Annotated in this window: 13 protein-coding genes; 5 read left to right on the top strand and 8 right to left on the bottom strand. The window is 72.3% G+C overall.

What is annotated here, in order from left to right:
- Nucleotides 1–145: 145 nt before the first annotated feature.
- The 7 genes from ABZ923_RS39335 to ABZ923_RS39305 form a co-directional block, all read right to left on the bottom strand.
- Complete coding sequence (locus ABZ923_RS39335; RefSeq protein ID WP_361482561.1) at nucleotides 146–1,798, bottom strand: ABC transporter ATP-binding protein; 1,653 nt, start codon at nucleotides 1,796–1,798, stop codon at nucleotides 146–148.
- A complete protein-coding gene (locus ABZ923_RS39330) occupies nucleotides 1,795–2,793 on the bottom strand; it encodes an ABC transporter permease (protein WP_361482558.1) in 999 nt (332 codons plus the stop codon). Before ABZ923_RS39330 ends, ABZ923_RS39335 begins: the two co-directional genes overlap by 4 nt.
- Nucleotides 2,790–3,830 carry an ABC transporter permease gene (locus ABZ923_RS39325; RefSeq protein ID WP_361482555.1) on the bottom strand — a complete coding sequence of 347 codons (1,041 nt, stop codon included), beginning with the start codon at nucleotides 3,828–3,830 and terminating at the stop codon, nucleotides 2,790–2,792. The genes ABZ923_RS39330 and ABZ923_RS39325 overlap by 4 nt, the downstream gene beginning before the upstream one ends.
- 4 nt (nucleotides 3,831–3,834) lie before the next feature.
- Nucleotides 3,835–5,553 carry an ABC transporter substrate-binding protein gene (locus ABZ923_RS39320; RefSeq protein WP_361482552.1) on the bottom strand — a complete coding sequence of 573 codons (1,719 nt, stop codon included), beginning with the start codon at nucleotides 5,551–5,553 and terminating at the stop codon, nucleotides 3,835–3,837.
- A gap of 191 nt (nucleotides 5,554–5,744) precedes the next feature.
- The gene (locus ABZ923_RS39315) at nucleotides 5,745–5,840 is read right to left on the bottom strand and encodes an Ms4533A family Cys-rich leader peptide (RefSeq protein ID WP_361482549.1); all 96 of its coding nucleotides are present in this window, start codon (nucleotides 5,838–5,840) and stop codon (nucleotides 5,745–5,747) included.
- Nucleotides 5,841–5,897: 57 nt separating this feature from the next.
- Entirely contained in the window at nucleotides 5,898–7,223 is a 1,326-nt protein-coding gene (locus ABZ923_RS39310) for a DUF3152 domain-containing protein (RefSeq protein WP_361482546.1), read from the bottom strand.
- An 8-nt stretch (nucleotides 7,224–7,231) separates the two neighbouring features.
- Nucleotides 7,232–8,224 (bottom strand): alpha/beta hydrolase, encoded by a 993-nt coding sequence (locus ABZ923_RS39305; protein ID WP_361482543.1) that lies wholly within the window; start codon nucleotides 8,222–8,224, stop codon nucleotides 7,232–7,234.
- Between the two features lie 200 nt (nucleotides 8,225–8,424).
- On the opposite strand from ABZ923_RS39305, the gene ABZ923_RS39300 reads away from it, so the two are divergent.
- From ABZ923_RS39300 to ABZ923_RS39285, 4 genes are all read left to right on the top strand, one after another.
- A complete protein-coding gene (locus ABZ923_RS39300; RefSeq protein WP_361482540.1) occupies nucleotides 8,425–8,667 on the top strand; it encodes a hypothetical protein in 243 nt (80 codons plus the stop codon).
- A gap of 166 nt (nucleotides 8,668–8,833) precedes the next feature.
- Complete coding sequence (locus ABZ923_RS39295; RefSeq protein ID WP_361482537.1) at nucleotides 8,834–9,475, top strand: TetR/AcrR family transcriptional regulator; 642 nt, start codon at nucleotides 8,834–8,836, stop codon at nucleotides 9,473–9,475.
- Nucleotides 9,476–9,609: 134 nt separating this feature from the next.
- Nucleotides 9,610–9,837 (top strand): DUF3107 domain-containing protein, encoded by a 228-nt coding sequence (locus ABZ923_RS39290; RefSeq protein WP_030346231.1) that lies wholly within the window; start codon nucleotides 9,610–9,612, stop codon nucleotides 9,835–9,837.
- A gap of 169 nt (nucleotides 9,838–10,006) precedes the next feature.
- Nucleotides 10,007–10,276, top strand: a complete 270-nt coding sequence (locus tag ABZ923_RS39285) for a hypothetical protein (protein ID WP_361482534.1) — start codon at nucleotides 10,007–10,009, stop codon at nucleotides 10,274–10,276.
- Nucleotides 10,277–10,364: 88 nt separating this feature from the next.
- On the opposite strand, the gene ABZ923_RS39280 is transcribed toward ABZ923_RS39285, so the two are convergent.
- On the bottom strand, nucleotides 10,365–11,111 hold the full coding sequence (locus ABZ923_RS39280; protein WP_361482531.1) for a ferritin-like fold-containing protein: 747 nt from the start codon (nucleotides 11,109–11,111) through the stop codon (nucleotides 10,365–10,367).
- 504 nt (nucleotides 11,112–11,615) lie between these two features.
- Here ABZ923_RS39280 and ABZ923_RS39275 point away from each other — a divergent pair.
- Nucleotides 11,616–13,059, top strand: a 1,444-nt coding sequence (locus ABZ923_RS39275) for a DEAD/DEAH box helicase (protein WP_361482528.1), incomplete at its 3' end; no start/stop codon positions are given.

Here is a 13,059-nt window from a genome sequence, read left to right as displayed (position 1 = left end):
GGACGGTTGTCCGTCGCACCACCAAAAGGGGTGAACGGTCGTAACTTTCGCGTGCGGGTCGCGTTCCGTCGCGCTAAGGGATCACAGGGTGATCGTCCGAGCGCGAAACGTTACGCCACGCGGGCGTGGCCCCCGCGCGCGGGCACTACGCCGCCGCCAGTGCGCGCCGGGCGGCGCGGCGCCGGGCCGCCAGCTCCGGGTCGAGCGCGGGTACGGCGGCCAGGAGCTGCCGGGTGTACGCCTCGCGCGGGCTGTCGTACACCAAGTCGGCGGGCCCGTACTCGACGAGCCGGCCGCGCCGCATCACCGCGACCCGGTCGCTGACCTGGCGGACGACGGCGAGGTCGTGCGCGATGAAGACCAGCGCCAGGCCGAGTTCCCGCTGGAGTTCGCCGAGCAGGGCGACCACCTGGGCCTGGGTGGTGACGTCGAGCGCGGAGACGGGCTCGTCGCAGACGATGGCGCGCGGCTCGGCGGCGAGCGCCCGCGCGATGCCGATGCGCTGGCGCTGCCCGCCGCTGAACTCGTGGGGATAGCGGTCGTAGTGCGCCCCGTCCAGGCCCACGCGCTCCAGCAGTTCCCTCACCCGCTCCCGGATGCGCCGCTCGTCGCTCCCCCACGCTCGGCTGCGCTCGCGCGGGGGCACCCCCATCCCGCGCGCGCGGAGCGGGTCGGCGATGGACTCGCCGACGCTGCGGCGCGGGTTGAGGGAGGAGACGGGGTCCTGGAAGACCATCTGCACGGCCGGGTTCACGCCGGTGTGCGGGCTTCCCCCGTGGCGGATCTCGCCGGCGGTGGGTTCCAGCAGTCCGACGAGCATGCGGCCGAGCGTGGTCTTGCCGCTGCCGCTCTCGCCGACCACGCCGAGGGTCTCCCCGCGCCGGACGGTCACCGAGACGTCGTCCACGGCCGTGAAGGCCCGCTTGCCGCGCCCGAACTCGCGCCGCACGCCGACGGCCTCCAGCACCACCTCGCCGGTGGCCGGGGAGCCGGTCCGGCGGGCGTCCACGCGCGGGACGGCGTCCAGCAGTTCGCGGGTGTACGCCTCGGCGGGTGCCGCGAGGACCGTGCCGACCGGGCCGCGCTCGACGGCCCTGCCGTGCCGCATGACCAGGATGTCGTCCACGCTCTCGGCGGCCACGCCCACGTCGTGGGTGACGAGGAGCAGCCCCATGCCGGTCTCCTCGCGCAGCCCGTGCAGCAGGTCGAGGATCTGCGCCTGGACGGTGACGTCGAGCGCGGTGGTCGGCTCGTCGGCGATCAGCAGCTCCGGTTCGCAGGCGAGGGCCATGGCGATCAGGGCGCGCTGGCGCATGCCGCCGCTGAACTCGTGCGGGCGGGACCGGGCCCGGCGCGCCGCGTCCGGGATCCCGACCCGCTCCAGCACCTGCACGGCACGCGCGCGTGCGGCGCGCCGCGACACGCGCGTGTGGACGCGATGGACCTCGGCGATCTGGTCGCCGATCGCGTAGTACGGGTCGAGCGAGGACAGCGGGTCCTGGAAGACCATGGCGGCCGTGGCCCCGCGCAGCCGGCGCAGTTCCTCGTCGGAGGCCGCCTGCACGTCGGTGCCGGCCACCCGCACCGAGCCGCCGACCCGGGCCCCGGTGCCCCGGTGCAGGCCCAGCAGGGCGCCCGCGACCGTGGACTTGCCGGAGCCGGACTCGCCGACCAGGGCGAGGGCGGCACCCTTCGCCAGGCTGAAGGAGAGGCCGTCGACGGCGCGCAGGGCGCCGAACTCGACGGTCAGGTCCGTCACGTCCACCAGGTTCACGTCCGCCGCTTCCACCAGGCTCATGCGAGCACCACCCGTCGGTCGGCCACCGCGTACAGGACGTCCGCGACGGCGTTGGCGAGGACCACGAAGAAGCCGGTCACCAGGACCATGCCGACGACCACCGGCAGGTCGACGACCTTGACCGCGTGCACCAGTTCCTGGCCGATGCCGGGCAGGCCGAACAGGGTCTCGGTGAGGACGGCGCCGCCGATGGCCGAGCCGAAGGTGACCGCGTTGAGGGCGATGACGGAGGCTGTCGCGCCGCGCAGCGCGTGCCGGGCGATGACCGCGCGCTCGCTGACGCCGTAGGCCCGGAAGGTGCGGATGTGGTCCTCGGCCAGCGTCTCCAGCATGGAGGCCCGGGTCAGCCGGGCGAAGTTGGCCGCCTCGATCAGGGCGAGGGAGAGCCAGGGCAGCAGCAGGTTCCAGGCCCACTGCTCGGGGTCGTCGCCGAAGTTCACGTACTGCGGGAAGGGCAGCAGCCGGAGTTCGCCGCAGACGACGATCATCAGGACCAGGCCGATGACGAAGACGGGCGTGGCGACGCCTCCGAGGGTGAGCGCGGTCAGGAGGCGCTCGGAGAGCCGGCCTCGCCGCCAGGCGGACAGCACGCCGGTGCCGATGCCGAGCACGAGCCAGATCACCATCGCGCCGAGCACCAGCGAGAAGCTCACCGGCAGCTTGGTCAGGAGGATGTCGGTGACCTGCCGGCCGGTCTGGTACGACTGGCCGAGGCAGGGCGCCGCGCAGTGCTCCACGGAGGTGCCCGTGGAGAAGTCCTGGCCCACGAAGATGCCCTGCAGGAAGTGCCAGTAGCGCACGTACAGCGGGTCGTCGAGGTGGAGTTGCTCGGCCACCTGGTGGACCTGGGCCGGGGAGCAGCGCGGGCCGCAGGTGATCTGGGCGACGTCGCCGGGGGTGACGTAGAAGACGACGTAGATGATCACCGAGAGGACGAACAGGGTGATCACGGCGCCGATGACCCGGCGCAGGGCGAAGCCGGTGAAGCCGCTCACGGCCGCTCCTCCTTCCGCGGTTCGCCGCCGGGTACGGCCGCCTGGGCGCGGGCCTCCCGCTTGCGGCCGGTGCCGACGCGCAGGCGGGAGGCGGCGCGCGGGTCGAGGGCGACGCGGACGCCGTCGCCGAGGACGGTCAGCGCGGACACGGTGACGAACAGGGCGAGCGCGGGCAGCAGCAGGTACTGCGGGGCCGCCTGGTACCAGACGTCGGCGGAGGTGAGCATCTGGCCCCACGAGGGGGTGGGCGGCTGCACGCCGACGCCGAGGAAGGACAGGGCCGCCTCGGCGCTGATGTTCGACGGGATCAGCAGCGCGGCGTAGGTGATGACCGGCGCGGCCAGGCCCGGGAGCAGCTCGCGCACGGCGGTCCGCCAGGTGCTCCAGCCGCTCAGCCGGGACGCGGAGACGTAGTCGAGGTTCTTCAGGGCGAGGGTCTGCGCGCGCACCATCTTCGCCAGGGTGGCCCACCCGGCGACCAGGGAGATGATCAGTGCGACGAGGACGGGCCGCGGGAAGCCGGCCGGCACGATGGCCAGCAGCGCGAGCGCCATGATCATCAGGGGCATGGAGATGAAGATGTCGGTGACGCGGCTGAGGACCAGGTCGACCCAGCGGTTGCCCAGGCCCGCGGCCACGCCCATGGCGACGCCGATCAGGATCTGGACGACGGTGGCGCCCAGCGACACGCCCAGCGAGACCCGCGCGCCGTAGACCAGCCGGGCGAACATGTCGCGTCCGGTCTGCGGTTCGACGCCCAGCCAGTGGTCGGCGCTCACGCCGCCGAGGGAGCCGATGGGCACGCCGCCGCGCGCGGAGTCGATCAGGGTGGGGTGGTAGGTGGTGGGGTCCTGGCCCTCCAGGGCGGTGAGCAGCGGCGCGGCGAGCGCGGTCAGGACGAGCAGCGCGACGACGGCCGCGGCGACCAGGGCGGCGCGCTGCGCCCGCAGCCGCCGCCAGAACTGACGTGCCCCCGAGGCCGCCGGGACGGAGGTGTCCGTCCCGGCGGTCTCGACGACGGCAAGTGCCTCGCTCACGGTGCTACTTCACCGCGACCTGGGAGATGTCCAGCACGCCGGTCCAGTCGCTGATGACGACGTTCTTGACGTCCTTGCCGTACAGGCGCTTGTAGACCGGGTGGAACAGCGGCACGACGAGGGCCTTCTCGCCGATCTTCTTGTCCAGTGCACCCCACCGCTGGGCGGCGGCGTCGAGGTCGGTCAACTTGTTGATCGCGTCGATCTCGTCATTGACCGACTTGTCGTTGAGCTGGCCCGTGTTGAAGTTCGCTCCGTCCTTGACGATCTGCCGGCCGTCGAAGATGGGGGCGAGGAAGGGGCCGCCGGAGGGCCAGTCGGCACCCCAGTGGGAGAGGAAGAGACCGGGCTCGGTCTTCACGCTGTGGATCTTGTCCCGGTAGTCGTTGTCCTCCAGGCCCTGCAGCCTGACCGTGATGCCGGCCTTCTTGAGGGCGTCCTGGACGGCGGTGGCGATCTCCGGGCTGGTCTGGAAGTCCTTGCTGTTGGAGTGGGTCAGCGTGAGGGTGAGACCGTTCGGGTAACCGGCCCGCTTCAGCAGTTCCCTGGCCTTGGCCGCGTTGCCGGACGCGCCCGCCGGGAACGGGTCGTACGGCGTGTAGCCGAAGGACTTCTGGTCCGGCAGGAAGGTGGTGGCGGGCTCGGCGAGGGCGCTGCCGCCGGCCGCGTTGACCACGGACGACCGGTCGATGGCGTACGCGATCGCCTGGCGCACCTCGGGCTTGTCGAACGGCTTCACCTTCGGGTTGAAGGCGAGGTAGTTCGTGTAGCCGAAGTGGCCGGTGCCGACGCGTGCGGCCAGCTCCTTGTCGCCGGTCACCTTGGCGAGTTCGGCCGGGCCGAGGTTGGTGTCCGTGGTGACGGCGGCGGCGTCCGCACCCTGGGACGCGGACAGCCGCTGGTTGATCACCGAGGAGTCGAGGCCGGAGCGGACGTCGACGGTGTCCGGGTACGCCTTGCGCTCCTGGTCGGTCGCCGCCGACCAGTGCGTGTTGCGCTCCAGGAGGACGTGCTCGCCGTCGTTCTCGTTCTTGACGACCTTGTACGGGCCGGACGAGACGGGGTGCGACTCGTACTTGGTGCCCGTGTCCTTGCTCCTGGGCACCGGGGCGAACTGCGTCTGCGTGGCGAGGTACGGGAACTCGCCCTCGGGCTTGTTCAGGTGGAAGACGATGGTCCGGGCGTCCGGCGTCTCGATCGCGGACAGGCCCTTCTTGTCCTTGTACGGCCCCTGGTAGTCGGCGGCGCCGACGAGCCAGTCCCGCAGGTAGGGGGCCCCGCCGGAGAGTTCGGGGGCGAAGGAGCGCTCGATGCCGTACTTGATGTCGGCCGAGGTGATCGGCGTGCCGTCCTCGTACTCGAGACCCTTTTTCAAGGTGTACGTCCACACGGTCGCGTCCTTGTTGGGGCGCCCGGTGTCGGTGGCGAGGTCCGGGACGACCTCGGCGCCGGCCGCGCCGTTCTCCCGGTTGCGCGTGGTGAGGGTGCGGAAGACCAGCGAGGGGACGTTTCCGCCGCCGGAGGTGTACAGGCGCGCGGGGTCGAAGTCGGTCTGCGGCTCGGAGTTCAGGACCGTGAGCGTGCCGCCCTTGTGGGGCGTGGAGTCGCCACCGGAGCCCTTGGCATCGCTGTCCTCCGGGCCGCAGGCGGCGGCGCCCGCTGCCACGACCAGGCTGACGGATGCCGCGGCCACGCGGCGCGCTATGACGGACGGTTGACGCATCGGAATGACGACCTCTCGGGGTGACGTGGCGGGGTTGATCAAGGGTTTCTCGATAAGTGAGACATGTGGTCGAGGAGTGAGACGCCTGCGGGCAGACGTCGGCCCCGGCGCCGGGTCGTCGAAAAGTCCGTGACACGGTCACGGACGGAAAGGGAAAGAAGGGTCGCGACGCGAACGCCGGGGAGGCGGCGTCAGCGACAGTGGATGTCGGCCACGCAGAGTGCGGTCACACCGATGAGCGCCAGCTCGATGGCGGCGCTGCTGTGAACGGCATGACTAGACCACATGAGCAGAAATATGAACGCACATACGTCGGGATGTCAATGTGCCACAAGTGGTGCCTGTCAACTCGTGGGGTAAGGCCACGGGTTGGCCCGGCAGTGGATCCCGTCGTGGTCCAGGAACTTGGTCTGCTGCTGCATGACCGGCGCCAGCTCGCCGTCCTTCTGGCAGTTGACGTGGCCGTGGCCGAGCCGGTGGCCGACCTCGTGGTTGATCAGCATCTGCCGGTACGCATGGATCCGGTCACCGTACGTCGTGCTTCCCTGGGCCCACCGGTACGCGTTGATCATGACGCGTTCGGTCGCGGCCGAGTCGCAGGAGACGTTGTCCTCCGTGGTGTCCAGGCCGGACTTGGCGCACCACTTGGCGGTGGTGCCGGGACTGGCCAGCGTGATCACGAAGTCGGGTTTGCCGGTGGAGATCCGCTCGAAGGTGAGGTCGCCGCCGTGGGCCCAGCTGCGCTTGTCGTTCAGGGTCTGCTGCACGGCCTCGGCGAACAGCGCCCCGTCCAGCCGCAGGCCCTGCTCGACGTCGACGCGGTAACGATACTTCTGCCCGGTACCGGGCGCCTTGTCGGCACCGGGCACCGCGTCGAACTTCCCCGATCCGGCCAGCTTGGCGCTGAGCGGGTATTTCTCGGCCATCTTCTGGTCGTACGTCAGCGCGACCGCGCTCGGTGCGGTGGCGGGAGTCGGCGCGCCGGAGGCACCCGTGTCAGGGGCCAGGCCGGTGACGGGCCGTGAGCGCACGCCGTCGTCGTCCTGTGCCTTGGTCACCTGTCCGGCGACGACCACCGCAAGCACGGTGGTGACGGCGGCCGCCGCGATGCCGGTGAAGGCCCTCCCCTTGGCCCCGCCGCGCTGCGCGGGCACGCCGGCGCCGGCCGCGGGGGTCTCGGTGGTCGCGGTCTCCTCGCCGGTCGAGCCGCGCTCGCCGGCCCCCTCGAAGGCTTCGAGGTACTCCTGCCGGGGGCCGGACCGGCGCCGTGACCCGCCCGGACGCGGGGCACCCGGGCCCGGGGCCCCCGGCTCCGCCTGCCGCTGCCGCGGCAGCACGACACCGGGCCCGCCGCTACCGGCCGCCCGTCCGCCGAACTCGCCCCAGCCGCCCCCGGCTTCGCGATGCTCGGGATGCCCGCCGCGCGCCCCCGGGGCCGGCGCACCACCACCGGGCCCCGGTGCCCCGTACGTCGCTGTGCCGTCAGGAAGCCGCGGCACGCCCCGCGCGGGGGTGCCGTCGAAACCCCGCACCGGGGTGCCGTCGGGAGCCCCCGGCGCACCCCCCGCCCTGCCGCCGCCGGAGCGTGCGCCCCGTCGGTCCTCCCGCCTGGCGGCTATGTCCGCGGAGTCGCCCTTCGGGGCCGGTCCGCGGCGGCTGTGGCGTCCCACCCCGGCCCTCAGCCCCTCGCGTCCGCGGCGCCGGCGGCCTCGCCGGAGCCGTTCGCCTGTGCCAGGAGCTCCCGGAACGCGCCGGCCACCAGCTCCGGGTACTCCATCATCGCGACGTGCCCGGCGTCCGGCAGGGACAGCAGCCGGGAGTCACGGAAGGCGCGGGCGGCCCGGTGGGCCATGCGGAAGCCGACGAGCTGGTCCCGGCCGCCGTAGACCAGCAGCGTGGGGGCGAGCACCCGCTCGGCCTGGCGCCACAGCCCGTGCTGTCCGCCCAGCGTGTAGGCGTTGACGATCCCGCGCGCGGAGCGGGCCATCGCATCCCAGAAGTAGGGCAGTTGCTGCCGGCGCTCCAGCTCCTCCACGGCCTGCCGGAACGCCTCCGGCGAGACCCGCCCGGGGTCGCCGTAGCAGAGCGCCATGACCCCGCGCACCCGCTGCTCGGCCGTCCACTCCCGGGTGAGCCGGGTGAAGAGGGCGGCGATGCCGGGCACGGCGAGCAGCCCCGTCGGCACCGCGGTGCGCTGCACCCGCAGCTCGGGCAGGGCGGGCGAGACGAGCGTGAGCGTGCGGACCAGGTCGGGCCGTACGGCGGCCACCCGCGTGGTGACCGCGCCGCCGAGCGAGTTGCCGAAGAGGTGGACCGGGCCGCGGCCGGCCGCGTCGAGATAGCGGATCACCGCGCGCGCGTGCCCGGTGACGGAGTAGTCGCCGTCGTCCGGTGGCGGGGAGTCGCCGAAGCCCGGCAGGTCGACCGCCTCGTTGTCGAGGACCCCGTCCAGCTCGGCCATGAGGGACGACCAGTTCTGCGAGGAGCCGCCGAGCCCGTGGACGTACAGCGCGGGCGGCAGGCCCGCGCGCGCGGGAGGCCGGGAACGCACCGACAGGGTGACACCGGGCAGGCCGACGGACCGCAGCCGCTCGCCCTCGCCGACCCGGACGGGCGCCACCCTGGGGAGCACACTGGCGGCCGACACGGACGGCGACTCGGTCGAAGACATGCGGCAATGTTACGAGGTGATCACGCGGGGGCTCGTGTGTTCGCCGTCACAGAATGAACCCGTACGGAGCCGGAGACCCGGTGCGGCGAACGGGCCTGACGGCATGGCGTCCGGATCAGCCGTCTCCTAGGCTCGTACAGAGGGCACCCGCGTGTGGCCCCTGCATCTATCCAGGGACGTTCGTAGGAAGGGAGCCCACCATGGCCTATGACCCCACCGAGCCCGACGCGATCGAGGACATCGAGGACATCGACGACCTGGACGCGCAGACGCCGCAGGAACGCGACGTCGAGGCGCCTGAGGTCGACGCGGCCGAGCAGCACGCGGACATCGCGCCGGACCGCGACGACCCGCTGACCGGAATGGACCCGGACCGCGGGAACGTGGCCGATCTGGTCGAGCAGGCGCGCGTGGTCTCGCTCGACGAGGACGACTACCGCTGACCTCGCAGGTCCGCGCGGGGCCCGGCCGGCCGGACCGGAGGGGCCGCACGGCTTTCGCCGTCGTCCGGTACGTGAAATTCTGCGCTCGCACCGCGCACACCACGGTTACCGAAAAGTACGATGGCCGCGCGGCCGACACCGCATGTGGACGACTTTGGGAGGCGGCGTGACAGCCATCGAGCAAACTGAGGCGGCACGCCCACGGGGCACGCGTCTGCCGCGCCGAGCCCGGCGGAACCAGTTGCTGGGCGCCGCTCAGGAGGTGTTCGTCGCACAGGGCTACCACGCGGCGGCGATGGACGACATCGCCGAGCGGGCCGGTGTGAGCAAGCCGGTGCTGTACCAGCACTTCCCCGGCAAGCTCGACCTCTACCTCGCCCTGCTGGACCAGCACTGCGAGTCGCTGATCCAGGCGGTGCGCAGCGCGCTGGCGTCGACGACCGACAACAAGCAGCGCGTGCGGGCGACCATGGACGCCTACTTCGCGTACGTGGAGGACGACGGCGGGGCCTTCCGGCTGGTCTTCGAGTCGGACCTGACGAACGAGCCCGCGGTGCGCGAACGTGTGGACAAGGTCAGCAACGAGTGCGCCGAGGCGATCTGCGACGTCATCGCCGAGGACACCGGCCTCTCGCGCGCGGAGTCGATGCTGCTGGCCTCCGGTCTGGGCGGGCTCGCCCAGGTGGTCGCCCGCTCCTGGCTGCACAGCGACCGCAGCGTCCCGCGCGACCAGGCGGTGCAGCTGCTGACCTCGCTGGCCTGGCGGGGCATCGCCGGATTCCCGCTGCACGGCACCGAGCACCACTGACGGCCGTTTGTTCCCGCGCGCTGTTCGCTCCTGGCGTTCCCGCCCGGGCCGTGCACGCCCCCTCACCGGGCTAATGTGTGCTGGGTACGGCGCGGTTGATCGCGCACATCACTGACCGTCGGAGGGACATAGCCGTGGAGGTCAAGATCGGCGTGCAGCACGCGCCCCGCGAGATCGTTCTGGAGAGCGGTCAGAGCGTCGAGGAGGTCGAGAGCATCGTGGCCGAGGCGCTGGCCGGGAAGACCGGGCTGCTCAGCCTCCAGGACGAGAAGGGCCGCAAGGTCCTCGTGCCGACGGACCGTCTGGCGTACGTGGAGATCGGCGAGCCGACCGTGCGCAAGGTCGGGTTCGGCGCCCTGTAGGCGACATGTGTGCGAAGGGCCCGGCGGCCGTGTGCCGCCGGGCCCTTCCGCATGCCGCGTGCTCACGGACGGAGCACAGGTCCTTCACAGCGCAGGATTGCATTCCGCAGGTCACGGGTATGACGGGCTACGACCGTCGAGCCAGACCGGCCGTGGGAGGGACCCCGACATGATCCTCGAAGCACTCGGCTCCGCCGTGCTCGGTCTGATCCTGGCGTGGGCGGCGACGCACCGGCTCGCCCACCGGCTCCCGGCCCGCCCGCTGGTGTTCTGCACGGGCGTCGCCGGAGCCCTCTTCGGCGACTTCGTCACCCACAGCGCGCTGGGCCCGGGCACCGCCCTGCTCAGCCTCCTGGGCGCCGCGATCATCTCGGTGGCGTCCCTGTCCCTGCTCCTCCGCCCGACAAGGCGCCTGCGCCGCCGATCAGCGACGGCGTGAGGGCCGCGCCCCGCAGGGGCGCGGGGAACCGCGCGAGCGACCCCCACGCACAGCTGCGAGACGACAGGCCCCGCCGCCCGACGGAGTGCTACGCCGCGAGGCCCAGCGCGGCCATCCGCTTGGTGTGCGCCTCCGTGATCCGCGAGAACATCCTGCCGACCTCCGCGAGGTCGAACCCGTCGGCCACCCCGCCCACCAGCATCGTGGACAGCGCGTCCCGGTCGGCGACCACCCGCTGGGACTGCGACAGCGCCTCCCCCATCAGCCGCCGCGCCCACAGCGCCAGCCGGCCGCCCACGCGCGGATCGGCGTCGATGGCGGCCCGCACCTTCTCCACCGCGAACCCGGCGTGCCCGGTGTCGTCGAGGACGGCCAGCACCAGCTCGCGCGTGTCGGAGTCGAGCCGGGCCGCGACCTCCCGGTAGAAGTCGCTCGCGATCGAGTCGCCGACGTACGCCTTGACCAGGCCCTCCAGCCAGTCCGAGGGAGCGGTCTGCTTGTGGAAACCGTCGAGCGCGGCCACGAACGGGTCCATCGCGGCCGTCGGCTCCTCGCCGATCTCGGTCAGCCGGTCCCGCAGCCGCTCGAAGTGGTGGAACTCGGCCGAGGCCATCTTCGCCAGCTCCGCCTTGTCCGCGAGGGTCGGCGCCAGCTTGGCGTCCTCCGCGAGCCGCTCGAACGCCGCCAGCTCCCCGTACGCGAGCGCGCCGAGCAGGTCCACGACGGCGGCGCGGTACTGCGGGTCGGCCGACGCCTGCGCCCAGTCCTGGGCGGCGACACCGGTGGGCTCGGAGGGTTCGACGGACGCGTTCGCGGGCTTGTCAGAGCTAGTCATGAGGCGCACAATAGTCCGCTCACCGCTCCGCTCAAGGCCTGGTCAACCAGTGTGACCACGACTACGTGACCAAATCGGCCATCGCATGTGCGCGAATCCGGGGTATGGTGGTAATGCGCCTGCCAGAGTGCGTCGACGATGTTCGACGTGTCCCGACAGGCCGCACGCATGAGGATGCCCGGTCGGTGGCCCGATCGGCTCCGACCCGACAGCCCTCCAAGGCCGTACGGCAGTGATCGTACGACGGCAGGAGGGACCCCTCAGCGGTACGAGCGCTAGAGCGTCGGCAGAGGTCCCGTGTCATACGGCTTGCCCGAGTGGTTCGTCCGTACGGCAGCCGACGTCCCCGGCACGGTCAGCCAATGACCCCCCGCGCTCGCCTCGCACCGCGCACACAGAAGAGGCAGCACCCTGACTACGACGTTTCGAGAACTCGGAATCCTTCCCGAGACCGCCGAGGCCCTGGAGGCCGTCGGCATCATCACCCCCTTCCCCATCCAGGAGATGACACTCCCCGTCGCCCTCTCCGGCACGGACGTCATCGGCCAGGCCAAGACCGGCACCGGCAAGACGCTGGGCTTCGGCCTCCCGCTCCTCGAGCGCGTCACCGTCCCCGCCGACGTCGAGGCCGGACGCGCCGCCCCCGAAGCCCTCACCGACGCCCCGCAGGCGCTCGTCGTCGTCCCCACGCGCGAGCTGTGCACCCAGGTCACCAACGACCTGCTGACGGCCGGCAAGGTCCGTAACGTGCGCGTCCTCGCGATCTACGGCGGCCGGGCCTACGAGCCCCAGGTGGAAGCCCTGCAGAAGGGCGTCGACGTGGTCGTCGGCACCCCGGGCCGGCTCCTCGACCTCGCGGGCCAGAAGAAGCTGAACCTGAAGCACGTCAAGTGCCTGGTCCTCGACGAGGCCGACGAGATGCTCGACCTGGGCTTCCTGCCCGACGTCGAGAAGATCATCGACATGCTGCCGGCCAAACGCCAGACCATGCTGTTCTCGGCCACCATGCCGGGCGCGGTCATCGGCCTCGCCCGCCGCTACATGTCCCGGCCCACGCACATCCGCGCCACCGCGCCGGACGACGAGGGCGCGACGGTCGCGAACATCAAGCAGTTCGTCTACCGCGCGCACAACATGGACAAGCCGGAGATGGTCGCCCGCATCCTGCAGGCCGACGGCCGCGGACTGGCGATGATCTTCTGCCGCACCAAGCGGACGGCCGCCGACATCGCCGAGCAGCTCCAGCGCCGCGGGTTCGCCGCCGGCGCGGTCCACGGCGACCTCGGCCAGGGCGCCCGCGAGCAGGCCCTGCGGGCCTTCCGCAACGGCAAGGTCGACGTCCTCGTGTGTACCGACGTGGCCGCGCGCGGCATCGACGTCGAGGGCGTCACCCACGTCATCAACTACCAGTCCCCCGAGGACGAGAAGACGTACCTGCACCGGGTCGGCCGCACCGGCCGCGCGGGCGCCAAGGGTACGGCGATCACGTTCGTCGACTGGGACGACATCCCGCGCTGGCAGCTGATCAACAAGGCGCTGGAGCTGGACTTCAACGACCCGGTGGAGACGTATTCGAGCTCCCCGCACCTGTTCTCCGACCTCGGCATCCCCGAGGGCACCAAGGGCACCCTGCCGCGTGCGCAGCGGACCCGTGCCGGGCTGGACGCGGAGGAGCTGGAGGACCTGGGCGAGACCGGCGGGCGGGGCGCGCGGGGCCGTGGTGGCCGCGGCGGCCGTGCCGAGTCGGCCCCGGCCGAGCGTGAGCGTCCGGCCCGTACGCCGCGCCGGCGCCGTCGCACCCGCGGTGGCACCCCGCTGGACGCCTCTCCCGCCGCGCCGGTCGCCGAGACCGCCGGCACGGACGAGGCTCCGGCCGCGACCCGTACCCCGCGTCGCCGTCGCCGCACCCGCGGCGGAGCGTCGGCGGAGCCGGTGACGGCCGCCGCGG

It is taken from the genome of Streptomyces sp. NPDC046881, from assembly GCF_040645015.1.
Lineage (GTDB): Bacteria > Actinomycetota > Actinomycetes > Streptomycetales > Streptomycetaceae > Streptomyces.
This window is presented reverse-complemented; position numbering and strand designations above follow the sequence as displayed.